We start from the raw sequence: 25,910 nt of genomic DNA, 5'->3' as shown, positions 1-25,910 counted from the left end.
CAATTGCTCGGCAGCGCGGCTCAGAGCGCTGCACGATAGGGAGAGGAGTAAAAGGGCGATGTAGGTTGTGTCTCTAACTGAATCGGATTAATCATCAGGGCCTGTCGCGGCAGGCCCTGATGTCCATCAGAAGGTTTTAAAAGGGGGGTTTATTAACCGTGCCGCGTCCCCCGTTTCGTATACCGTCGTCGTGCCAACTGAAGAACACTTTTCTAAGTCCCCGCCATCCCGTTGGCGATGCTTGTGCCACTGGCTCATTCGCCGCAGGTGGCGGAGGTGGGGCAGACCCCCCTTGCTCCTCTGGTGGTGATACAAAAGTGCGCTGAGGGGGTGGGGATGGTGGTGGCGTGATGTCGTAATCCGGCTCTGGGGTGTCCACAATCTGTCGTGCAGTTTCGCCAGAGCTCCGCTGGGAGTTGTTGCTTCTAACGGTGCTATGGGGTGAGTCAAATGACGAATCCATAGACCTGTTGAAATTTGAACTCCAGCTATTGGAGCGGGTGACACTCGGGGTACTGGGTGGAGGGGTCGGCACCTTCACCGTAGCGAACTTCATCTTCAAAAATTGCGACCCTCTCCAGGCCGCCGGACCGGACATGAGGCCCCCTATCGCAGTCGCAGCCATACCGGCGTACGTCAACCATTCACTCGTCGCTGGGTCATCGACGAGAATGGCGCCTATTTGCATGCCCAACCCCGCCGTTTGCAACGCAACACCGGCCAGGCCAATGGCCATGGTCGCGGTCATCGCCGCACCTGCTGCCAGCGCACCCACAATAGGAACCACCGACAGCAAAATGAACAGCGCGCTGAGACCCACCCCAATCCACACGGCGTTGTTCTTGGCAACACCAGGCTGTTCGACAGGGTCCTGGATCGGCGGCCTTGGATCGCGCAGGGGCGCCGATGCTGCGCGGTGGCCGCTAGGGTCGCGCCAGCTGACCGGGTTGCCTAGCGCATACAGGTAAGGGTTGAGCCCGGATTGCTCCGGATCAAGTGAGTCAGGGCTGTGGAAGCGCATCAGCCCCGGGTTGTACGTGCGATAGCCGCGTCCCAGCAAATACCAGCCGAATAGCTGCTCGCGCACCTCGCCATTGAACGCCAGCAGGCTGTGCAGGGCCTCGTCTTCGGCACGTTCACCGTAGACGCTGTAGTGCGCGGTGTGCAGGCCGTCTTCGGCGTATTCACCGATCACGCTGTCGCTGACGTCGGTCAGCAGCAAGCGTGAGTCTACGCCCGCACCCTGTCCGGCTTCACCGCTGACCGGAGCCACCTGGTGCCGCTGCAGACCCAGTGGGCGCTCGCCGTCATACAGGTACTGGGTAAGGGTATTTCCTTGTACGGTCGCGCTCAGGCGGTAGCCCTGATAGCGGCGCAAGACTTCCCCAGCATTGCCGTGGGTTACCCCAAGCAGGTGGTCGTGACCGTCGTAGCGATAGCGGGCAAGCAATTCGCTGCCATCGACGCTGCGTACTTCCAGCAAACGACCGCGGTCGTCATAGCTCAGCGCGCGACCCCACTCGTCATTGAGCATGTTGCCGTCCGGGTCATAGCTGAAACTCTGACTTGCCTGGTAGTCCGGCTGCAGGCTGTGTGTGACGGACTTGAGCTGGAAGCTGCCGTCAGTCGCATAGGTGAACACGGCATTGTCGCGTTGACTGTCGGCGAAGTCGCTCCGGCACTGGGTAAGGTTGTCCAGGTCGTCCCAACGCATCTGCTGGCTCTTGAGCGCCCGGCCGGCAGCGTTGCAGGGCAGCTCGGCGCCTTCGTACTCGACCTTGGTCAGGCGGTCGAGCGTGTCGTACTGGAAGGTCTCTTTGAGCAGTAGCGTTGCCCCCTGATGCAGGCTGCGCTGGTGCAACTGATCGTCATCACGCCAGGTCAGTTGCAGGGTTTGCTCGGTGCCATCGTCCAGGCTCAGTGTGCGGGTATGCTCGCGACCCAGACTGTCGTAGGTCTGCACGCAGGTGACGGTGCGGTCGCTGGCAGTGTCGGTGGTCAGAGTGGTGGCGAGCCGGCCATCGTCATCGTAGCTGAAGGTGGCGTGCAGATTACCCTGTACGGTGGTTTTCAACCGCCCCTGCGGGTCATAGGTATGCAGCGTCTGCTCACCATTGCTGGAGCTGCGCTGGTAAGGCCGGCCTTGCACCGACATGCGGTGTTCGATGGTGTAGTTGTCGGCGGCAGTTGTGCCTTGCCAGGCTTCCTGGCTGACGAACCCCTGATCGGTATAGGTGTAGAGGCGCTCACCTTCGGGGTTTTTTGCTCGGGTGATTGCCGCGTCGTCTTTGGCGTAGCCGAATTCGGCTTGGGCGTCAGCTTTCCAGCTGATGGCGGTGGGCTGAGAGGTCAGCTCGGGCTGATAGCTGAAGGTGTAGGTGCGGCCGCTGGCGCGGGTATGCGTGTGGACCAGCACCTGCTCGTTTTGATAGGTGTACTGCTCGGTGCGAGGTCCGACTGACAGGCTGGACAAGCGTTCGAGGCCATCGAACTGGCGTGCGCAGATGGTTTGCCCGGCCCCAGGTTGTGCATTGGGCGCCAGCAGTTCAAGGCGCGTGGTGAGCGCATTGGTGGTGTGGCTGGCAAAGTGGCGGACCAGACTGGTACCGTTTGCCCGCTCGTTGCGTGTCATGCGGCCCCACACGTCGTAGCTGTAACGCTGGCTGCGAATGATGGGTGCGGCTCGGGTCGCCAGCGGGTCACGCAGGGTGCGTACGTCACGCACGCAGCGGCCGAGGCCGTCGTAGTAGTACTCAAGGCTGCCTGCCGGTTGTTCATCGACGTCCAGGCGGCGATCGTGCAGCGGTTTGCCGAACCGGTTGTATTCACTGACCTGCAGTTGCTGACGAACCCCAGGCTGGTTGGCGCGCTCTTGCCAGGTCTTGATGATGTCGCCCTCTGCGCCAAAGGGGGAGCGCTCGCGGCGCTGGATCACGCCATCGGCGCCGGTGGTCTTGCACACATCGCCCCAGCCGTCGTATTCGAAGCGGCTGGTGAGCGCCAGCTGGCGATCCTGATAGTGGTCGTAGGTTACTTGCGCAGAGGTCCTGCCAACACTGTCATAGCGTGTCTCACTGACCTTGAACCACTGGCGCGTAGAAGCTGCGTCGGCGGTTCGCGTGTCCTCTACTTCAACTTCACGTTCTTCCCACAGGGTGCGGTTGTAGCCATCGAACCAGGTTCGGGTTCTCACCCCTTTGACGTCAGTGCTGATCTGGCTCGGCTGTTGCCCGGCGCTGCTCAGGTTGTACTGGTAATGCTGGCTGGCTTCGAACGCAGTACCTGGGGCGATGGTTTGGGTTACCAGGCGTCGCATAGCATCGTAGCGTTGATGGACGTAGACGCCGTTGAGGTCCTGACTGCGCACATGCAGCCCGGTGTAGCGCGAGTGCGCGCTGTACAGGCTCTTCTGGGCCAGGTCATGGCCTTGTACGGTGGTTTTGGTCTGGACCAGGCTTTGCTGGTCGTTGTCGTCCTTGATCAGGCTGTAGAAGTAGCTGGTGCGCGATGTCTTGTCCTGGCGTCGGTCCGCGCCATGCCTGAGTGTCTCCAACTGGAAGTCTACCCGGCCGTGTTGAAAGGGCGTGTCCGGTTTGTCCAGGTAGGTACGCTGGGTGCGCCGCAAGAGGATTTCCTGTTCCGCCTCGACCTGCAGGTGATCCTCTTCGCTGGCCACCAGCCAGGCGCTGCTTTGCGTGGCCTGGCCCAACGGCGCTAGCGCGGTGTAGCGGTAGCGGGTACGCAGGGTTGGCGCTTCGCCCTCTGCGGCAGCCGCCGGATGGATGGTCATCTCTTTGATCGTGCGGACAAAACCGTGTGGATCGGCTGGGCAGAGTTCGACCGGCTTGCCCTCTTCGTCCTTGCCCTGTTCGCCCGCGCTTGGGTAATAGGCATAGGTCGTGCGGATGCCGTTCGCCTGGGTTTCTTCCACGAGGTTGCCGTGGATGTCATAGCTGTTGAGCAACGACTCCTCACGGTACTTGGTCTGGTCAGAGGCGAGCTTCCAGCGTTTGAGCACCTTGTGCGGCAACTGGAAATAGCTCGGTTGCTGGTCGAAGCTGCGGCCTTCGACTTCAGGGTAGGTGGTTTCGGTTTCTTCGATGCAGCCCGCTTCTTCGGAGCGCTGCAGGGTCAGCAGGTGAAAGCGGTTGAAGCTGCGGCTGACTGTACGCAGGGCTGTACCGGCTTGCAGATAGCTGACGGTACTGCCGTAGCTGAAACCCGTGCCGGCAAACTGGTAGAGGTTGTCCTCACCGTCTTCGCGCCAGACCACGCCGGTGGCGCCACGCCCGAGGAAGTTGTTGGTGGTGTAGGCGTATTCGGTAACCATGTCCGGCTGGTCGAAGCCGGGTTCGATAACGTGGCGGGTCACCCGGGGCAACGGCGCGGGGGTGAGGCTGGGGTTGGCCGCCTCAGGGAAGCGGTGGCCGTCGTCCAGGTACTCGATGCGCTCCGTGCCACCGACTGGCGTATGTACCGTCTTCAGGCAGGCCAGCTGCTGCAGGTTGCGGTCCTCGAAGTGCTCGTATTCGAAGCGCCAGCTGGCATTGTCTTCGCTGGGCAATACCACCTCGAAAGGCAGGCGCTTGTTGGCGCGGCCGCGCTTGTCGAGCTTGACCTGATAGCGCGCCAGCGGTGTGCCGCCTGGGCCGGCTTCAGGGTGCAGGTCGATCAGCACCTGGCCATCGCTGTAACTGAGGGCCAACAGCTTGACGCCACTGCCGTCAATTATGGAGGTCAGGCAGGGGGCGCCGTAATAGTCGCCGTAGCTCAATTCGATCCAGTGCCCGGAGGGCGCCTCGACACGGGTAGGCAAGGCCACGCGGTTAGTGCTCGGGCCGCGGCTTTCGAGCACTTCCACCAGTCCGGATTTATGCACCACGCGAAAGCGCTCGGCAGCGTCCTTGTGAAAGTGGAACGTTTCCAGCTTGCGTTCGCGGATGTCTGGCTGGTCGCCGCTGCCGGTGACCTTGAAACTGTCGCCGGTGTGCAGGCTGAGCATGTTGGTGGCTGGCACGTACTGGCTGAGGTTAAGGCTCCAGCCGTGACCGAAGCCGGAGTCCTGGTCGTTCATCGGGTTGAAGGCCAGGCGCAGCGGCAGCGACGGGCCGCTGAGGTCGTTGCCGACCAGTTCGGGCAGTTCGATGCCCAGGGTGTACTGGCCGGTGCGCGGGTCGACACTGTGTTGCAGGAAGCTGAGGAAGTTGAACGCGTTGGATTGCGCTGTGGATGAAATCGTCATGAGTACAGTGCTCCAGATTCAGGCAGGGTTAGCGCACAGTTGCGCAGCGGTAACGGGTCGAGCCCTTGGTGTCTTCATCGCCTCGGTGCCAGCGACCGACCATGACTTGGTCCGGCGCGCATTTATGTTCGCTGTCTGTCTCGTTCATGCCTGCACTCCAGTCACCCGGGATTACGTCAAGTTGGCGACCATTTACCGTCAGCGGTGCACACTCGTACCGTGTGTCACCGTTTTCGTCCCCCCAATGTTCGCGGCCGGTCATTACCTGATTAAGGGGGCAGCTGAAGTAATACCCTTCGTCCCACTCGTTATTGCCGACTCTGTCAGACTCACTGAATTTTATCGACCAGCCGCGAGTGCCCACCACGGCGGCATTGCCGTCTTGTGAAACAACCCCGCATTCGTGTTTGGTCTGCCCTCTATCGTCGCCACGATGATTGCGCCCGGTCATCACCGTGTTGCCCTCACAGGTGATTTTTGAGTCGTATTCGCTATGCGAATCGCCCCAACTACGTGAGCCGACACTCGCGGTCGGGAATACTGGCGTATCAGGGCCTGCGGATGTAGTAACTCTGATACACGACAATGTGTCATGTTGCGGCGTGCCGGACCGTGTATATTTATCGAGCAGTTGTAATCCCGGGGTAATGATCGAGCCGTTACTGTAAGCGTACCAGTCATGGATGCCATAGATTTCGGTGGTCGTGGGTCGGCGGGTCGTGCGAAGTTTGATCCAGTGATCTTTGCTGTCGTAACTATCCTGTGGCTCAGTTGCTTCATTGCACCAGTAGGCATCGGTCATCAGAATCTGGGTAGCAGACGGCAAGTTGGTAAGTTGTATTTGCCGCGGCAAGACGTTGTAGCAGCTTGAACCTACGGTATTCAGGTCAAACTTCCAGGTTTTGCCGGAGGCGCCGGCTGGCACCTCCAGTGTGCAGGTTTTGTTGTCCTTGTCGAACAATACGATAGTGCCGGCTTGCGTCGGTGCTGCGTGGGCGGTCATCAAGCCAGCCCAGAGTAAGGCACCGGCCGAAACAAGAGAGAAGGGCGTGTGCTGCATGGTAATACATCCTTTCAGGCGATGCCTGTTCAATGCCGCTATTAAGGGCGTTCACTGAGCGCTAAGTCATTGCGCACGTTATGTCTCCTCAGGTTGCACGTTCATGGCATTAACACGCCAGCGTGCTGAGGCATAAGGCCGTTCCGAGAGTAGCTTGCGAGGGAGAACAGCACACCTGTCAAAACTATTAGGTGGGGCGACGTCTTCTGACGCTAGCGTGGTCGTTCATGGCGGGTGTGAAAATGCACCTAGTAGAAATGTCAGTTGCGCCATTTGAGTAGAAGGTGTAGCGCCAACTACCTGTTATTTTTGATAGTTGGCGTGAGCGGGCCTTGGTTCTATAAGTACATCCAGTCTTATCTGAAGAGAACCAATGCAATGACAATCTCCGCCAGGGGCCGTGATCTTCATGCACTGCCTGCCGCGCCAACGATCCCGGTCCGTAATGCCTATGACGAGATTGATCTCGATGACGTGGGTGATGCTGACCTTGAAACCTTGATTCATTACGAGGGTATCGCGCTGGGGGATAGACTCAGCATTCAGTGGACTGGTGCCTCGGCACTGGGTGAGCCGCTGGATGTTCCCAGGTCTGAGTTAGAGGTTGAACCGGACAACTTTGATCCTGTGAGCAAGTCTGTACGCGCCTATATTCCCAACCATTTTCTGCGCAGCGCCGACCAGGGCTACGCGTTCTACTCCTATGAAGTTACCGCGCCTGCCTTGGGCGCTTCATTGCGCACATTTTGTTTTGTCGGCGTGCGCACGCACCGCATGGAACATATGCCGGTCGCCCAAGCCGTTGAATCTCATGCGCTGCACATCGACTTAAGCACATTGCCTTCAAATGGTGCGACCTTCGTGGTGCCGCCCTACCAGGCGATGCAGGTAAACGACAAACTTACGTTGACCGTCTTGAGCTATGACGACACTGGCGCTTTCGACCAGACCTGGAACAAAAGCGTAACCGTTGATGATAAAGGTGTGGGCAAGTGCGTGGACTGGCAGGTCGATATCGAGGTGTTCGACTGGATCGATGGCGGCCATATCGAGGTGTACTACACCATCGACTTCGCTGGAGCGGGTGGATCAATACAAGGTCCGACCCAGGTGTTTCAGATTGACCCGGTGCCCGCAATACCAGGGCTGTTGCCCGCACTCGAAATCGATGACTACAGCGGTGGCCAGCTGGATCCGAGGTTGTTTCCCAATGGGCTGACGCTCCGTGTTCCAGGCCATGCCCAGTTGCATACGGCTGACTGGACCGTGCTGCACTGGAACGACACGTTGGGCCTGGCTGCGGCGCGCGCCGACCTCACTACCCTGGAAACGGGGATCACCACCTTCCAGGTCCCAGCCAAGGAGCTGGAGAATCTGACCGACCTGCGTTTGTCCTACCAATGCGCCAGGGAAGGGCTGGGCCTGATGTCACTGCCACTGGATATCGAGGTGCTGCTGCCGCGGGACTTGCAACCGCCGCAAGTGGACAAGGCCACCAGTGAACTGGGCGACGAGGAGTACAGCGCTCGTTTGAATGCCAGCGATGCGACTGGCGGAGCCTTTGTCGAAGTGCCCGCACTTGTCTTGCGCCCTGATGAGGTCCTTGAGTTGCATTGGGTGGGGCGCTCCGAACGCGGTACTCACGTAACGCGTACAGCGGAGTCAGGGCAACCCCTGCGCTTCAGCGTCCCGGCCAGTGTCGTCGCCGCCAACATGGAAGCCCGCGACAAGGAAACCTTCAAGCGTTTTCCGGTGTTTTACCGGATCGTCCAGGCCGACGGCCGCTATGAGGAATCGCCCAAGCTGCACCTGAGTATCAACCCGTTGGCGCGTGATAGTTACACCGTGATTCAAGCGACCAACAACAGTGGCACTCAGCTGTCTCTGCGCAATGTGCCCGGCACGGGTGAGGGTCTGACACAGGCCAGATGGCCATTCATGGCGCCCGGTCAGCTCATCAGAATCCAATACCGCGGCATACAGAGCACGGGCGCAACACTGGTTCAAATGCTCAGGAACAGTGCCACGACTGAAGCAGAGTCCTCGGCCGGGCAAGTGCTGGCGGTCATTCCACGGGACGTGCTGGCAAAACAAAAGCTCGGTGAACTGTTCGATGTCAGGGTCAGCGTCAATTTTGAGAACTCTGGCAGTGCTCAGGATACCTGGGTGGATTTCAACTATTTAAGTTTGACCCTGGTCGCCTGAGTACGCCCGGGCACCTGAACTTATCAATCACGATGGGAAGATAATCATGAAGCGCGAGTCACTTGCGGAATTTCTGGAGTCAATGAAAGAGGTCAATCTCTATAACTGGGATGCCCTTGTTGTATACGACCGTAATAAAACCAATCTCCTGCTGATGCAAGAGTACATTGATCGATTTGACCAAGAACAGTACTTTGAGCCGCTGAGTTTTGTGACGGAGATCACCCCGGGGATGCGCTGGGAAAAGACCTTCGATCAGGTTCTGGACGCCCCGCGGCTCTCGTTTGAGAACGCGAGCATCACGTACTCGCGAGCCGACCTGGCCATGCGCATCGTTGGCGGCAAGCAGATTTCCATCAGTCAGCAGCAAGGTGCAACGTACAAACAGGTGACCCGACTGAAGTTGGCGGACGCTCTGAATGGATCCGTGCTGCATGCACGGGTGAATCTGGACGTCGCAGGCGGGGGGGTAAATAGCGCAGGTCAGGTCGTTCTGGACTTGAAAAAAGTCGACGAATTTTACCTGAAGTTTGCCGACACCGATGAAGAAAATCGTATCGGTGGTGCACGTTTCAAGGACATTTTCGATAACTGGCCAGACGCCAAGAAAGTATTTGAGCTGAACAGGTTGGTTGTCAATAAAGATGAAGTTGTACAGCCAAAAAAATTCTCTATCCGTACCCACGCGGCGCCCGACAGTCAGGTGCTGAATGGGCCGAATCAGGGTGGCGGGGCTGTGGTCCTGTTTGTGACGATGGAGGGTGGAAGTGAAGGCAGCTTCCCCCCTGATGACGCGGCGTTTCATTACCTGCTGCCTGACGGGGAGGACGGCCCGTTTAGCGCCAACATCGTCCTGGGTAACCAGTACGTACTCCAGCCTTTAATGAAGGACGCACTGGCAAAATTTGGCGAGACTATAACCGTCAGGCCGCTGCTTGAGGGAAACAAAGTCATAGGAGTAGAGGCAAAGACAGGCAAACGATTTGTTGAGGGGAAGTTCCATCGGGACCAGGAGCTCTTCAAGGCAACGAGCAGTCCCGGTTATTTGCCAGTGCAACCATATAATAACGCACCTGGGTTCAGTATGATCGCGGATGGCACCCGCCTGAAGTGCCGCTGGAGGGGTGAGGTGTTGGGGTGGTTTGTGTATCAGATAAAAACATACCCTGAATATATCGGCGCTATAGTAGCGGTATTTGATTGCGAATTTTACTACGTGCCGAGCGTTGCCGTGGGAAGCGATGGCGAACGTCGAGTAGTGTTCGAATTTCTTGAGGGGAAACCGGTTGAAGTCACCGCGACCATGCTGACTACGGATGAGCCCCCGCCCAACTATGGAGAGACACTTTATCCTGACTTCGAACGCCTATACGCGGACTACATCAAAGAACTCATAGAGTCTGCCATTCAGGAATTGTCTCCCGCGTACGACGCTATCAACGCTTTTAAACTCAATGGGTTGCTGTTCCGCGGCGGAAATGAAACCGTCGAGCCTGCAGGCGCCTATATGCCCTTGGATTTGACCCTGCCCGGCTACCTCGCACCCACGCGTACCAAGTTCCAGATCGACAAAAGTGAAGTGATCGTCGCCGCCGGTCAGCAGCATACGTTCAGCATTGTTCCCGCAGGCGCAGATGTGCAGTGGTCGGTGGCAAATCTGCCAGGAGAAACGGGTGCAGCCGGCAGTATCACAGCCGCAGGCGTGTACACCGCGCCTGCGGTCACTGAGCTCCCGCTCAAGCACAAGCGTGTGATCGTTACCGCCAAGAGCAAGAACTCCGACCATTTCAGCAAGGCAATGGTGGGGGTGGTTACCCGCAGCATCGGTATCGACCCACTGGTGATGGCCGTTTCAACAGGTGGCAGCCGCAGCAAAGTCACCGCCACTGCCCTTGGTAATCAAACCATCACGTGGCAGATGTCTAAGGATTCCAAGGGGCAAATCATTGACGATCCGGACGCTGATCCTGATGTCCAGTACGCCAAAATTTATGTCTCGCCCCCAGCCAGTGCCAGCACGTTGCAGGTAGGCGAAGGCCGCAACGTGGCCCTGGCAGCGCGCAAGTCAGACGCCTGGCTGGCGCGCCAGGAGGATGACGAGATCGAGGAGGTCCTGTGGGTCGACCAGATTGAGGCCAAACTGGCGGGTGGTGTCACGGAGAAGGTCGATGTACTGGTCCCTCTTGAGCCGCAGACCAACTGGTTCACGTTCGAGGCACGCGGCACGGGTGTGCAACTGAAGTTCTGGGCCAAGTCCAAGAAAGGCGAGTACGAGGTTGAGCCTGACAACACCACCTGGTACCTGGTCGCAGGTAGCGGGACCTTTGTCAACGGCCTGTATACCCCACCTGCGGTGGGCGCCGAAGACTATGCGGTGGTTGCCGCAATCGAGTATGACAACAGGAGCTGGTACTGGGCCTATGCCATCTTGCCGGTTCCGTTCGTCACCGCCGACACATTCGTGCAGCTCTTCGAGGATTGATCATGTTGACTCTTAACAACAAAGCCGCGCTGCTCGAGCGTTTGGCCCAAGGCAACATCATGAATGGTTGGGGCGCGATCCTGGCCTTTGACCAGGCGCAGATCAACGACCTGCTCGAGCAGCAATACTTGTCGGCCTTCAATGATCTGAGCTTTCTCACGCCGATCAGTGAAAGTTTTTCCACCGATGACAGTGGCGAAGAGCGGGTGACGCTCGACGGTCTGGTGTTCGGGGTGCCGCACTTGTCGTTCGAGCAGGCGTCGCTCAGTAACGCCAATGCCACCTTGACGCTGAATCTCATTGCCGGCACCAGTACCACCATGCTGCACCTTCCCGGCCGCCCCCCGCAGTTGCTGCGCGTGCAAAGCCTGCGTGAGAGCATGGGCTACCACTTGAAAATGACGGTGGACCTCAATGTGCGCAGCAGCCAGGTCGGTGACCGTGGCATGCTGCTGCTTGATTTGACGCGTAGCAAGGGTTTTGCCAGTAACCTGGGCATGGTGCCTGAGGTTGCGATTCGCATTGGTGAGCTGCTGGGGGCCAAGATCAACGCCCACCCGGCCTACCGGCAGCTGTTCACCGCAGCAATGCTCGACTTGTCTGACTATGGCCCGCTGAGCCCCACCTCGTTTGCCGTGCGCACCCAGCCACATCCGGCAGCTAACGATGTGCTGTCTGCCCAGCATGGCAAGGGGGCAGTGGTGATGTTTTGCCAGTTGCGCATGAACGAACGGCCCGGCGGGCTGCCAGGGAGTGGCGCCGACTTCCCTTACCTGATTCCTGACGACGTCACTGCGCAAGGCGCTGCGGCCTTCAACGCGACGTTGCTGGTCGACGCCAGGCTGCAAGGGTTCATCCGTAACCAGCAGCCGGATATCGTCGGGCAGCTGAAGTTGCCCAATGCCCACGGGCTGCAGTTGAGCGAACATCATCAGCCTTTGGACTGGGTCAGCTTCGGTCGGGTCATGCCCTCGGCCAAAACCCTCAACGTCGAGCCGCGCCGGGCCGAAGTGGTTGCAGGACGCACCCAGTCGTTCACCTTGAGCAACCCCGCTGCCCCAGCCGCGGCGCTTGGCAGTTGGGATGCCGCCAGTCTCTATCTGCCAAGCGCAGCAGGCACCATCAGCGCGGATGGAGCCTACAGAGCATTGCCGCCGGAGCGCTTCAGGTCGCCGCAACAGGTCACCGTGGTTTCGCATGGTGAGGGCGCACAGACGCGCACAGCCCTGCTGGTTGAGGTGGCTCAGGCGATCGATGTTTCACCGCGGGTGTCCAGTGCTGCGGGTGGGGTGAAGATTGACCTCTACAGCAATTCGGGGGTTACCTGGGAGTTGCTACCTGACGAAGCAAACGGCGGCAAAATCTACGGGAAGTTGGACGATCAGGGTGGAGGCTATGCGATCTTCACGGCGGATCAACCCGCAGAAGAGGTGCCGGAGATTCTTCTCCAGCGCATCCGCGCCAGCAATGCCTCCGACGGGACCAGCGGCGAGGCAGTGATCTTCATCATCGCCTATACCGCCGACGTTGAGGTCCAGCCTGCCTACGTGCCATCAGTGGATGCCGGGGTACCCCTCCAGTTCAACCTGGCCAAGGAGGATGACCGCGTTTCCTGGAGCGTATTCGGCGAAGGCCAGATCGATGGTACTGGGTTGTTCACGCCCCCCAGGGAGGCGTCGACGATAGCCAGCGTGATCATGGCCGATATCAATGGCAGGTCAAGTGGTTACGCGCTGGTCGAGTTGGCGGACAAGGCGGTAGCACCGCCAGACTGGACAGATTTGACCGCCTTCAGCGTGGTGACCCGTGGCACGGATCGCTGCTATGCCAATGGCATGCAGCAGATCGAGGTGTTGGTGACGATCGAAACCAACAATGACGATGTACCGTTGACCCCGGTCGAACTGTCGTCTTTGAAGTTCTACAACGTGATCGGTAATAGCGTGTTACCGGTTATCGAAATTGATCAGGAAGGCTTGGACCCGACTGTTGGCGCGCCCGTGCCATGGGCGGTCAACAACGTGCGCAATCGCTTCGATCAGCGCAGCGCCTTGGCGGGTGAGCGCGCCGAGGTACGCTCGGAGTTCTCCACCAGCCGTCGGCTGTTCTACTTGCAAAGTGCCAAGGCCGGCCAGGGAGAGTTCTATGTCAAATTCACCAAGTCCGACGGCCGAGAGTTCAGCTCGCAGAGCAAGCAATTCACGGTAAAAGTCTCCAGTGACGCACCGCCTGTGCGCGCGGCAAGTAACTATAAGCTGGACAGGAAGCGGGTATTCAACGGACGTGGGGAAAAGATCAAGGATGATGAGTTTAGCTATTACCTGGAGTCCATCGACTACTGGACGCTGACTTACGAACATCAATTAATGCCGGTCAAGTTCAAGACGTGCAAGATTGAAGGGGCCTCTTCCTCGGTGCGTTGGGAGAGTGAACAGTTTGAAGAAACGTTCTTCAGTTACCTCGGGGTTGCCTTCAATCCGGTGAGTGGCGAGGAGGCGGTGGCGCCCAGCAGATTGGCGCTGGATGGTTATCTACTCGCGTTGGCCAAAGAACAGAAGTTTACCTTGAAGGAAGATTTCATATCTGGCCAAGCCCCTGATCCAGGCGATCTGCTCATTAGCCTGCACCGGGTTGACAACATGCCGTACTGGCACGACTCCATGGCTAAAGGCGATGACACCAAGGCATATCGCAATCACCTTGATGCACCGCTGAAGTTCGAGTTGCGTGATATCAACGGCAACCTGCACCGGGTGCAAATCAGCTTCCTGCCGCCGAGTGTCGATGACAATCGTAACACTCTGCAACTGGCCGTGTATTGATCGGTAGGCTCGCCGACCTTTGTCGGCGAGCCGCCTGCGCCCCTTCAAGTGCAACTTCGGAGAACCTTTCATGACGACCACTACGGTTGTGCATTCCAACGCGTTCAACTTCCTCAGCTTCCTGCAACACAGTGTCGACCCGCGCACCGGCCAGTACACCCTGGGCATTGAACTGCCCGAACTGGTCGGCAACGACCTCAGCGGCCCGTCGCTGCCGCTGCGCCTGGGCTTCAACCCGATGAACGACCAGGACTCCGGCTTCGGTCACGGCTGGAGCCTTAACCTCAGCCAGTACGTGCCAGCCACCAACATGCTCAGCCTGCACACCGGCGACAGCTTCAAGGTCACCGGCAGCGGCGACCAGCCAGACATCCGCGAACGCAAGCTGGAAACGTTCCACTTTCACAAGGAGACTGCCGAGCGCTTTCGCGTGGTGCATAAATCCGGACTGGTGGAAGTGCTCGAAAGCCGCGGCCCGAGCACTAACCGCGTGGCCTTGCCTACCCGTGTCGAGGCGCCCTCCGGGCACTGGATCGAATTGAGCTACGGCGACTACTACGGTGCCCCCTGCCTGACCTCCATAATTGACGGCAGTGGCGTCAAGCTGTTGGCCCTCAGTTACAGCGATGGCCAGGTGCTGATCGACCTGCACCCTGAAGCCGGCCCAGGCGGCACACCGCTGGCGCGCTATCAGGTCAAGCTCGACAAGCGCGGCCGCGCCAACAAGCGCCTGCCTTTCGAGGTGGTATTGCCCAGCGAAGACAACGCCAGCTGGCGCTTCGAATACGAGCACTTCGAGGGCCGCAACCTGCAGCAGCTGGCCTGCCTGAAGACGGTGCATACGCCTGTCGGTGGCACGGAGCGCATTGAGTACCTGGACGACGGCCACCGGTTCCCTGAGGCGGCCAAGCCCAGCCTCACCCCCGCGCCGTTGCCCCGGGTGACCCGGCACGTTATCGAACCCGGCTTCGACCAGCCGGACATGGTTACCGAATACGCCTACACCACCAACAACTTCCTCGGGCGTGGCGCCACCGGCGTGGTCTGGCGCGAAGACGGTGAGGACAACCTCTACCAGTTTGCCGGCACGGGTTTCAGCTACGGCAGTACCGTCAGCTATCTGCAAGCCGGTAAGGCGTTGCGCACGGTCAGCCGCAGCTTCAACCGCTTTCACCTGCTGACCCTGCAGCGCTCCGAAGAAGCGGGCTGCATCGAAGAAACCGAAACCACCTACGCTGAAGTCGAAGGCCGCAGCTTTGAGCAACAACCGAACTATTTCCAACTACCGCATCGCGTGCTCAAGCGCTGGCGCAGGAGCGAGAGTAATATCCCTCCTCGCGAAGAAGTCACCAGCACGCTCTATGATGGTTACGGCAACCTGACCGAAGAAGTTCAGGCCAGTGGCCTGCGCACGTTCTATACCTACTACCCCCTCGGCGGGGAGATGGGCAAGGATGCCGAGGGTAATCCGGTCGAGCTGTGTCCGGCGGACCCGCACGCGTTCGTGCGCTCCATCAAAGCGATGACCGTTGAACCCTCGAGCGACGGTGAAGGGGAGGCTGCGAGCCTGCGCACCGATTATCGCTACAGCAAGCTGGAGCCGATTTCCCAGGCCAATCCTGAGACTTGGCGCACGGGCTGGCTATTACCCGACCACGAAGATCAATCTGCACTTCAGGGCGCGCAGCTCACGCCGCTGGAGCAGATCGTGCGCACCTATGTGCAGGCGCCGACCGATGCGCTGCGCCATGGTCGAATCGAGCAGGAAACGATCACCCGCAACGGGCTTGCCACACGCATCGAATCTGCCTACCAGACCGGTGCTGATGTGGGCTACGGTGTGCTGCAAACCGTGCAAACGATCACCGGCTTTGACCACGACAGCGAACGCCACGCGCGCAAGGTCGTTACCCTGCGCCAATCGGTATTGCTCAACCAGCCGCTGCTCAACCGTGACGACAACGATGTCGAGATCGCTTATGAGTATGATGCGCTGCGTCGGGTCATCAAAGAAACGGTCTCGCCCAACGAGCCCGACTTCACTGCGTCACGCCACTACCGTTACAACTTGGTCTCGGGAGGCTCGCGGCAGGCGCTGCAGACTATGGTCGACGTCAAGGGCGTGACCACCCGCAGCTGGGTTGACGGTCTCAACCGCCTGGTGCTTGAAGAGCGTCAGGATGCCGACAACCCCTCGTTGCTGGCTGCCGAGCAGTTTCGGCGTACCCAGGTAGTGCTGCATGACAGCTTGGGCAATGTGGTCGAGCACACTGAGTTCGACTGGCTCGATGATATCGAAGGCGGCGAATGGACGCCGCGCGAGCTGGCCCTGAAGACCCATTTTGAGTTTGATTCCTGGGGGCAACAGTACTGCGAAACAGGCCCGGACGGTGTGCGGCACTTCGAGCAGACCGACCCGATCGGGACCCTGCAGTCCAAAGGCCCGATAGTGCGCGCATGGAGTGAATCGGCGAACGGCACGCTCAAAAGCGGGACCATGGTCACCTGGCTCAACCTGTTCGAGCAGCCGACCCGGATCGAGCGCTTCACTCAGGACAACCAGGCTTACAGCGTTGAAGAGCACTTCTATGATGGCTTGGGGCGCAAGGTGCGCGAGGTAGATGCGCGCAAAGCGGTCAAACGCTATGCCTATGATGCCTTCGACCGTCTCCTGGACGAGACCCTGGCCGACAGCGCTGTGGTTCATCGTGACTATGCTGCGCACAGTCGTGAGGACTTGCCGGTGTTGATCAAGGTCAACGATGTGGTGCTCGGAGAACAGCGCTTCGATGGCCTGGACCGGATGATCGAGTCGGTCACCGGTGGCCGTCTCCGCCAGTTCACCTTTGCCCCTGGGCAACGTCAGCCGGCATCGGTGCTGACACCTTCTGGCCAACTCATCGAGTATGTTTACCAGCCTCAGTTGGGCGAGGAGCCGTTGCAGCGGCGCATTGCAACAGCCAACGTGCAGGCCGATTATCGATACGACAGGCACAACGCCCGCCTGCTGGCGTGCGAGGAGCAGGGTCAGACGCTTGAGAGGGAGTACTTCAGCACCGGTGAGGTCAAGCTGGAAACCGTCGCCAACCAGAGCGAGCCCTATACCATGCATTACCGCACCAGCCTCCAGGCGCGGCAGTTGGCCTACGTCGATGTGCTGGGGCAGACCCAGACTTACCGTTACGATTCTGCGGGAAGGCTGGTGTTCACTCAGTTGGGCAGCACCGAGTCGACCTTTGCCTACGATGAGTTGGGGCGTCAGTGCCTGATCAGAACGCAGGATGGCCAACAGCAACTGAGCACTCAATTGCGCTACGACGATTTTGATCGGGAGATCTCGCGCACCTTCGACTTCGGTGAAACCACCCAGGTGTTGACGCAGAGCTACGACGTGCGGGACGCGCTGGTCACCAAGACGCTGCAGGAGGGCGACGAACTGCTGCGCTACGAGACCTACCAATATGATGATCGTGCGCGGTTGACCCGCTACGAGTGCGAAGGTCCCCAAGCGCCGGTTGATCCCTATGGCCAGGTAATAACCACGCAGCTTTTCCGATTGGATGCGTTGGACAATATCACCCGAGTACGCACGACCTTCCCCGGTGGTTCGAACACCGCAACCTATCTGTTCGATAACGCCGACCCGGTGCAATTGAGCGCCATCACCAACGATGCTCCGCAACACGGCTATCCCGCACGTATCGACCTGGAGTACGACGCCGATGGCAACCTGACGCGGGACGAGGTCGGGCGAACGCTGAGCTATGACGGCCTGGGGCGCTTGACCTCGGTAACTGTGCCTGAGGGGCAGGCCAGTGAGTATGGCTATGACCCGTTGGACAGGTTGGTCAGCCAATCTGCCTGAGTGGTTTTGTGCTGTTTAGAAACAGATAAGTTAAATGTATCCGCAAAGGGCACCGATGATGAATCGACTGCCCTTTTGCGGCATTCGGTTGCGCAGTTCCACCCACCGAGTGTCGATTTCACTGCTCGATATGTCAGTCATCGCGGTTATTCAACTGATAGAAATGCCAGTTGTGAATAGCGCAGGCGCGCGGCAATGTGAATTAACAGATGAGTGTATTCATTCAGGTCCACGCTCTATACATGAGGGTTGCACATGAACAAGTATGCAGGTCACCAGATTACTGCGCAGCACGCTCGCCAGGCGGTGCGCAGTGCGCGTGCACAAGCGGTGGGGACGGATGCGCAATTGGCGCCACCCGGTATTCCCGCGGCATTGATTGCAGATGCCACCGACAACACGGTGCTCGCCGCCTACTTGAAAGATGATGACAAGGATCTGTCGATCACCATCCCTAAATGGGATTTGGTTGCACCGAGCCGTGATCCGGATAAATTTATTTTATCTGTCGACGACGGTAAGGATGAATTGTATAGCGGAGAATACACCTCAGACGATGAGAGCCTGTTTCCGCTTGAATTAAAGCTGGATAGAGCCAGAGTTCGTGCGTGGGGGGATGGTCCGCGTACATTCAAGTATACGGTCGAGCGCTACAACGGCGCGCTCGACGAATCGACTGAGTTGGTCTTGAGGCTCGATACGCGCCCGCCGTATCAGGACAAGCCCCCTACCGTTTTCCCCGTTATCCCCAACGTACTGGACGGCAACAAAGGCACGGTGACGGTGTCGCTACCTGATTACACTGATCGGGCGCCTAAGGATCATGTCTGGGTGTTCTGGGTCAAGGGCGTGCCGGAGGATCCGTGGTCAGTGGAACCTGTTGCAAAGGTTGAGGTTACCGCTGCCGATCAGTCAATAACGATCCCTGTGGATAAAATCGAAGCCATTGGCAATGGTGGAGTCAACGCGTTCTATGTACTGCTCGACAAGGCCGGCAACGTCAGCCACATGTCCGACTATCGGCAAGTAGGGGTGGCGTTGGGCGCCTGGCCAACTGTATATGAAGATCCGTCCGTGCCGCTGGCGAACGACTTGCTCATCGATCAGGAGGACGTTGCCCTCGGTGTCGAAGTCCATGTAAAGGCATTTGACAACAGCGATCCCCTTGATGAAGTACAGGTGACCTGGGGGGCTTACAGCTCGCCATGGACACCCGTTGGTCCCCCAAAATTTCCGATGATTTTTCCGATTGCAGGGTTGGACATCTGGGCGGCCTATGGCAAGGAGACTGGAGCCGGCAGCGTTGATGCGCACGTCACCTACTCGGTGCGACGCGGATCCGTCACGATGGGGACCAAAGCGATTGATGTCGCCGTCAACCTGGAACGCATCGGGCCTGTTGATCCAGGCCCGGACCCGGATCCGGATTGGCCTGACCCGATCAATTCGAAGATGCTCCCGGCGCTCATCCAGGGCAAGGTCTCGGCCACCGACAATGTACTCACCGAAGCCGACGAAAACCAGCCAGCAGAGCTAAGCGTAGACATCGACGCGGCTTTTCAAGAAAACGACATCGTCAGTTTCTATTGGGCTGGCAACCATGTAGCAGAGGCCGATATCACGCTTGGAGCTGGGCAGCCAGGTACCACTCTTACGGCTGAGATTCCCTGGTCATACATCATGGGCAGTGGCAATGGGACTGTTGCGGTTCACTACCGGGTGACGCGTACCGACAACCCAAACCCGCCGCAGTCACCGATTACCAATGTTGCGGTCGATGCCATTGTCCTTCGCCCGGACGCGCCGGCTTTCGACATTCCCTCGGGGCGCTATCTGAACTGCAGTGCGCTGTGGACACCTGGAGGGGATCATGCGGACGATCCGGCGTTTCGCGTTCAGGTTCCAGACCTTTCTGTTCATGGCGTTAAAGCTGGAGACACGGTAACCCTCAAGTGGCGAGCAACTACCTTCGATAAAGAGACAGCGATCCCAGCGGTCGATCTGGAAGAGACCATCGAAGTAGATGCCACTACCGTCAAAGGATTCATCTGGCGTGTCCAGCCCTACGCAGATCACATCTTGCCTATCGACCAGGCTGACCCGGCAGATCGAGATGGATATGGCTATGCGCATTACGAGTTCGAGTTGGGCGGCAAGACGGTGCGCTCTCTGGACGCCAAGGCGCCTGTCTCCATCAATGGCCCGGCGGGCACTTGTGATTTGACCAGGCCCTAGGCTGTGTATCACCCGGGAGCGTATCGAACGCTCCCGTTACCTTTCAGGCAACCTTCAAATGAATGCTGATTTTTCCTACATAAACATCAGGAAGAAGTTTGTAGATTCCGCGCCATAAATCTACGGGTAAGATTTTTCTTAGTGTCTTGAAAGGTAAGTCGACATGAGTAGTGCTAGAAACTATCAACTTCATCCGCTGGCGCGCGCGTTGCTGCAAGCTTCGGCAATGCTCCTGCTGACGTCCCCCGCCATGGCAATAACCGTCGTCGATGGCGAATTGGCTATCGACGCCAGTACAGTCCGCGACAATTACCGCCTCAACGAACGTGCTCGTCTCGAGGCCGAGGGCGCCAGCACCGACCGTATCGTGGTGGGTCGCGAGGCTCAGCTTGATATGCGCCAAAGCACGGTGATCACCGCGGGTTTTGATGCAATCGCCTTGTCAGCCGGTGCCAGCGCTAATATCAGCGGCAATTCCCGGCTCATCACTGACCGGCTCGGCCTGAACCTGCTGCGCACCGGCACGGTCGGATCGACGGCCACGGTCACTGACAGTTACGTTGAGGGTGGCCGAGGCGGGGCGCGGATATCGGCTACTTCGACGCTCAACCTGCAACGCAGCTCACTGGTGGGCACCGGCAGTGCAGCGGCAGCGACTTTGTTCGGCAGCGCTGTGCTCAATGCTGAAGACAGTAGCCTGATCGGCGCGAGCAATGGCTTGTTGATTTTTGCCGACCCCGATCTTGCTGATCCTGCCAAGGTAAATCTGATTGGTTCGCGGGTAGAAGGCCTGGACGGTTCGGCAATCGTCGTTGGCAATGAATTTGCTCCAGCCAACGCAAACATTGAAGTGAGCGCCGGTTCGAGCCTGGTTGGCAGTAATGGCACGCTGCTCGAAGTGGTCGGTAATTCAACCGCGACGATGACGGTCGATAACAGCGATCTGGTCGGTGACGTGCGGGTCGAAGCCGGCTCCAGCGCCAAGCTGGCCCTGAACAACAACGCCAGCCTGACCGGACGCCTGGAAAACGTTGAGGCCATGGCCCTCAACAGCGGGGCGCGCTGGAACATGGTCGAGGACAGTCAGCTCGGTGAGCTGTCGATGAATGGCGGGTCAGTGCGCTTTGGTGAGGCTGACCAGTATCAGCGCTTGACGCTGGGCAGTCTGGCGGGCAGTGGCACCTTTGTCATGGACGCTGATTTCAGCACCGGCGACACCGATTTCCTCGAGGTCACTGGCACTGCCACCGGCAATCACAGTGTGCTGGTCGGCAGTAGTGGTGCCGACCCGCTGTCTGCCAGTCAGTTGCACCTGATCCAGACCGGTGGCGGCGATGCCAGCTTCGCCCTGGCCGGTGGTCCGGTCGACCTGGGCGCGTTCTCCTACGAGTTGGTCCAGCGTGGCAATGACTGGTTTCTGGATGGATCGAGCAAGATCATCAGCCCCGGTACGGCTTCGGTACTGGCCTTGTTCAATACAGCACCAACCATCTGGTATGGCGAACTGAGCAGCTTGCGTGCCCGCATGGGGGAATTGCGCCTGGATGAGCGCAAGTCGGGTGGCTGGATGCGTGCCTATGGCAACAAGTTCAACGTCGCCGAAGGCGCCGGAACGGCTTACCAGCAAGTCCAGCAGGGCGTCTCGTTCGGAGCTGACGCGCCCTTGCCGATTGGTGACGGGCAGTGGCTGGCGGGGGTATTGGGCGGCTACAGCAGCTCTGACCTGAACATCGCCCGCGGTGCCTCGGCCGAGGTCAAGAGCTACTACCTGGGGGGGTATGTGACTTGGCTGGATGCGCAAAGTGGCTATTACTTCGACGGTGTGCTCAAAGTCAACCGCTTCGATAACAGCGCTGATGTCAGCTTGAGCGACGGCAGGCGCACCCAGGGTAACTACGACAACCTCGGCGTGGGCGCCACGGTGGAATTCGGCCGGCACATCGACCTGGCCGATGGCTACTTCGTTGAGCCCTATACCCAATGGTCGGCGGTGGCTATCCAGGGCAAGGACTATCAGCTGGACAATGGCCTGAGCGCCGAGGGTGAAGACACCCGTTCGTTGCTCGGCAAGGCCGGTGCCACGGTTGGTCGTACCTTTGACCTGGGGCAGGGCAAGTACGTGCAGCCATACGTGCGCCTGGCTTACGCCCATGAGTTTGTCGGTGGCAGTGATGTGGAGGTCAATGGCAATCGCTTCGACAATGACCTGTCCGGTTCGCGCGGCGAAGTGGGTGCTGGCGTTGCGGTATCGCTGACCGAGAGGATGCAGCTCCATGCCGACTTCGACTACAGCAACGGCAAGCACATCGAGCAGCCGTGGGGGGCCAACGTCGGGCTGCATTACAGCTGGTAAGTTGAATAGAGAGGGTGGGCATTGGCCTGCCCTTTTTTTGCGTGAATCATCGGAGAACGCATCATGCTGGAGGATCAGAAGCTGCAACCCGAGGACGTCTTGCTTGCGCCACCCAAGGTCGTTGGGATGCTCGATGACATCGCGGGGGGCGAGCCCAACCTGCTCCCTGTCACACTGCTGCGCAGCCCCTTGCGGGTCGATGTACCCAGATGGCTCAACGCCGATCCGAGTCCGGGCAAGGCGCAGACACTGAGCCTGCGCTGGGATGGCCAGCTCGTCGATGAAAAGACTTGGGAATCACCGATAGAGGACGATGAGCTGTTTATCGAGGTGCCTGTGGCGCTTCTGCGCGAAGGACAAGCGCGTGTCGACTACACCGTGTCTTTCTGGAACGGCAACGACGACGCGTCTGAGGCACTGCTGCTGACCATCGACAAGACGGCGCCCGAGCTGGGCGGCGCGCGAGGTGAACTGTCGTTTCCAGACCTGGGCGCTGCTGATCTGACCGATGCCTACCTCAAGGCCCACGACAACCTCCTTGAGGGCGTGATACCGACGTATGACCAGCCTGGCGCGGGCGATACGGTGATCTTTTACTGGAATACCGAGCCCTTCGAAAATGTCGAGGTGGGCAGGCGAGTGCTCGCTGTCGAAGACCTCTCAAAGCCGCTGACGATCGACTATGACGGCGACATGATCCGTGAGCGTGGCGACGGGCAACGTTATGCGTTCTATGAGGTAGAAGACCGCGCGGGTAACCTCAGCCGTCCGTCGAGTCCGCTCACGCTGACGGTTGCCGCCAGGCCCATACCGCGTGTGCTGCCTTGGCTGGAAGTTCCGCAAGCGGCTGGTTCGTCGCAAACGTTGGTGCTGGCATTGGAGACCGTGCGCGACTCGGTCGAAACGATCATTCCGGACGAGGCGGTGATTGCTGCTGGGGAGGCTTTTACTGTTCAGTGGGGTGAGCCAGAGCTTGTGGGTAGCCTGTCGATGACGGGCATGCACCCGGTGCGAAGGTACTCCGTGCCCGTGCGTAATGCAGTCAACATGAGCGGCAAGACCCTGTCGGTGTATTACCAGGTGCAGACTACCGATGGCCCGCAGACGTCCGTCATCCGCAAGGTCAGTGTCACGCCGATACCACGCGAGCAACTGCCCACACCGCAATTGGCCGGGCACCGTTCGGGCGAGATATTTCGCTTGGGCGATCACCGAAACGATCCGCCGCTCAGGCTGGAAAAATGGTTGCACAGCAGTACTGACCAGCGGGTGAACATCATGCTCGAAGGGGTCAGTGCATCGGGGGGCAAGGTTCACGCGGTGATGCGCAACCATGAAGTAACGGCCCAGGAAGTTACCGACGGTATCGGTAAGGCGGGTGATGTGTTGGTACCACTGAGTTTTTTGCAGCAGCTCACCCGCGGTCAAGTGTTCTATATCAAAGTGTCAGCCAGTTTCGATAAAGGTAGTAGTTGGCCTGCTCAGCCCAACTTCCCAATTCTTGCGCTTACGTTGCAGAACTGATCCCTACCGACGTGGGAGTTTTCGCGTCACAGTTTCGCTCACGGCGCCATAATCATTGACGATATTGAAAGTTACCTGAGCCGTACTCGCCGTGGCAACGTGCTTCAGCGGGTAGCTCTGACGGTTTTTGGGGATGGCCATGGCCCTGGCTTCCAGAGTTTCGGTCTGCCCGCCCTGGCTGAACTCGAGCGTGCCAAACGTGTAGTAATAGGGGGTCGGGTTGTCGACGACCAGATGGGTTTTGCCGTCGATCGTTTGTAACGACCACTCAACCGCCTTGAAGTGATCATCGGGCCTGCCTTGAAGTTGGCTTGGCCGATAAAACAGTTTGATGCGGGTGCGCAGGGCGATGGTCAGGGTGTTGGGCGCATTGTCTTGGGCCTGGGGGATTTCCTGCACGTTGAAGTAGAACAGGGTTTCCCGGTCCTGCGGCAGGTCGTTAGGCAAGCGATTGATCTGCACCGTCTGCTCACTGTCCGGGTCCAGTCTTGTGAGGGCGGGTGAGGCGATCAGTGGCACGGTGGTCGTCGTGTCGTCGGCCTCGGTGTTGACCCAGATTTGCGCCGCATAAGGACGCTTGCTCGGGTTGGCGACGATCACCGAACTGCTGTGCCGGTCACTGTGCTGGACAATGCGCGTGGAACTGATCGTCAACGCGGCCTGGGCGCTAGGCAAGAAAGTTGCGAGGCAGGCGCAAGCCGCGATCACGCGTGACCAGGATCGAGAACGAGAGGGGGAACGCATGTGAAATACCTGAAGGGACGCAGTTGTTGGGGTGAGGCTCCAGGCGATTGCAATCACGCCTGGAGCAGGCTGTTACTTGATGTCTACGAGGAAGCTGACTTCCGAGTGCGCATCGCCCGGTGAGACGGCGTTAGTTAGGGATTGGTACATCGCGTAGAAGATCATCTCGGTGGGCGCGGCGTCGTTCAGCGCATATTCGGCAGACGCCTTGCCAGGGGCGAGATTGCTGAAGCTTGAATCCTGGATTGCCAACGCAAGGTTTCTCGCGCCGCCAGGACGTAGGGCATACAGGTCAGTGCCTTGAATACCGTAGATTGCGGCAAAGGTAACCGTGGCCTTCCCACCCGCCGGGATAGTGCAACCTGTGCCAGGTGTGACCCGCATCGCGAATGGGATTGCGCGGGTTTTTATTCCGGCGGCTGTGAAGAATTCTGGGTGGTAGCTACCCACCACTACACGAGGTAGTACGGTGCCACCAGTACCAGGTTCGACGATTTCGATCGGGCAGGTGCCGCCCGGGGTAATGCTGCCAGCGAAGTTGATGTTGCCGGTGTTGGCCAAGGCCGCATTGCTGAGCATGCACAGAGCAAAAGCGGTAAGCGTCTTTTTCATAAGGATTCCACAGTAGCGAAGTTAAACGGCCCGCGTCGTCCCTGCGTTGAATGGGGCTGACGCGCGTCACGCAGAGTACGGATCGGATGGGCTTCGATCTGTAGGGCGACTTCGCTACTGCGGGTGGAAAACGCGGACGTCTACCACCCTTTGCTGCTGGCCTCGAGCAAAGGCCATCGGGCACTGTCAGTGCTGGACGTGTTGCTGACTGAGGTTCAGCAGCTGTTTTTCGCTGTGCCAGTCGAAGGACTCGTCGTTCTCCTCGGCCTCGAAGCGGCGTTCTTCCAGCTGCTGATACAGGTCGAGTTCGTCATCCGGCATGAAGTGCAGGCAATCGCCGGCAAAAAACCACAGCAGGTCGCGTGGGACCAGGTGGGCGATTTGTGGGTAGCGTTGGATTACCTGGCAGAGCAGGTCCTGGCCAAGGTACTGACTTTCCAGCGGGTCTTGCGGCAGCAGGGTGAGCAACTCGTCGAAGCGCTCGAGGAACAGCAGGTGGCTTTCTTCCGGTACTTGCTCGGCTTCGCCCAGGGCCACCAGGATGGTGCGCAGATGGTGCAGCAGTTGCAGGTGGTACTCCAGGTGCGGATTGGCCATGGAAAGGGTCCTCGGGGTTGCTGAAAACGGGGCGCGGAGTATACGCCCGATTGATCCACCGCTGGTCAATTCATGGTGACAGTCTAGCCGAGACGACAGCAGAACCTGCCAGCCGGCTGCGTAAACTGGCATTTCTGCCAGTTGAGAAGGGCGGGCGTGAGGGCGTTCA

Annotated in this window: 12 protein-coding genes; 7 read left to right on the top strand and 5 right to left on the bottom strand. The window is 59.0% G+C overall.

What is annotated here, in order from left to right; all coding sequences use genetic code 11:
* Positions 1-136: 136 nt before the first annotated feature.
* Complete coding sequence (locus J3B00_RS21695) at positions 137-5,242, bottom strand: RHS repeat-associated core domain-containing protein (RefSeq protein ID WP_209871719.1); 5,106 nt, start codon at positions 5,240-5,242, stop codon at positions 137-139.
* A 28-nt stretch (positions 5,243-5,270) separates the two neighbouring features.
* Positions 5,271-6,302: a hypothetical protein gene (locus J3B00_RS21690; RefSeq protein WP_209871716.1), complete on the bottom strand. Its 1,032-nt coding sequence runs from the start codon at positions 6,300-6,302 to the stop codon at positions 5,271-5,273.
* A 378-nt stretch (positions 6,303-6,680) separates the two neighbouring features.
* On the opposite strand from J3B00_RS21690, the gene J3B00_RS21685 reads away from it, so the two are divergent.
* From J3B00_RS21685 to J3B00_RS21655, 7 genes are all read left to right on the top strand, one after another.
* Positions 6,681-8,507, top strand: coding sequence for a hypothetical protein (locus tag J3B00_RS21685; RefSeq protein ID WP_209871713.1), 1,827 nt, complete (start codon positions 6,681-6,683; stop codon positions 8,505-8,507).
* A 46-nt stretch (positions 8,508-8,553) separates the two neighbouring features.
* Positions 8,554-10,989, top strand: a complete 2,436-nt coding sequence (locus J3B00_RS21680; protein ID WP_209871708.1) for a hypothetical protein — start codon at positions 8,554-8,556, stop codon at positions 10,987-10,989.
* A gap of 2 nt (positions 10,990-10,991) precedes the next feature.
* A complete protein-coding gene (locus J3B00_RS21675) occupies positions 10,992-13,811 on the top strand; it encodes a hypothetical protein (protein WP_209871705.1) in 2,820 nt (939 codons plus the stop codon).
* Between the two features lie 70 nt (positions 13,812-13,881).
* Positions 13,882-17,676: an RHS repeat protein gene (locus tag J3B00_RS21670; RefSeq protein WP_209871702.1), complete on the top strand. Its 3,795-nt coding sequence runs from the start codon at positions 13,882-13,884 to the stop codon at positions 17,674-17,676.
* Between the two features lie 255 nt (positions 17,677-17,931).
* Entirely contained in the window at positions 17,932-19,911 is a 1,980-nt protein-coding gene (locus J3B00_RS21665; protein WP_209871699.1) for a hypothetical protein, read from the top strand.
* Between the two features lie 163 nt (positions 19,912-20,074).
* Positions 20,075-22,264, top strand: coding sequence for an autotransporter outer membrane beta-barrel domain-containing protein (locus J3B00_RS21660; protein ID WP_209871696.1), 2,190 nt, complete (start codon positions 20,075-20,077; stop codon positions 22,262-22,264).
* 63 nt (positions 22,265-22,327) lie between these two features.
* Complete coding sequence (locus tag J3B00_RS21655; protein WP_209871693.1) at positions 22,328-23,788, top strand: hypothetical protein; 1,461 nt, start codon at positions 22,328-22,330, stop codon at positions 23,786-23,788.
* A gap of 3 nt (positions 23,789-23,791) precedes the next feature.
* On the opposite strand, the gene J3B00_RS21650 is transcribed toward J3B00_RS21655, so the two are convergent.
* The 3 genes from J3B00_RS21650 to J3B00_RS21640 all read right to left on the bottom strand — a co-directional run bounded on the left by J3B00_RS21650 (position 23,792) and on the right by J3B00_RS21640 (position 25,741).
* Complete coding sequence (locus J3B00_RS21650; protein WP_209871690.1) at positions 23,792-24,532, bottom strand: molecular chaperone; 741 nt, start codon at positions 24,530-24,532, stop codon at positions 23,792-23,794.
* 72 nt (positions 24,533-24,604) lie between these two features.
* Positions 24,605-25,144, bottom strand: a complete 540-nt coding sequence (locus J3B00_RS21645; RefSeq protein WP_209871687.1) for a type 1 fimbrial protein — start codon at positions 25,142-25,144, stop codon at positions 24,605-24,607.
* A gap of 186 nt (positions 25,145-25,330) precedes the next feature.
* Positions 25,331-25,741 carry a PA2817 family protein gene (locus J3B00_RS21640; RefSeq protein WP_209871684.1) on the bottom strand — a complete coding sequence of 137 codons (411 nt, stop codon included), beginning with the start codon at positions 25,739-25,741 and terminating at the stop codon, positions 25,331-25,333.
* Positions 25,742-25,910 lie beyond the last annotated feature (169 nt).

The organism is Pseudomonas sp. BP8, from assembly GCF_017875955.1.
GTDB lineage: Bacteria > Pseudomonadota > Gammaproteobacteria > Pseudomonadales > Pseudomonadaceae > Aquipseudomonas.
Note: the sequence above shows the minus strand (reverse complement) of the source record. Positions and strands in the feature narration are given on the sequence as shown.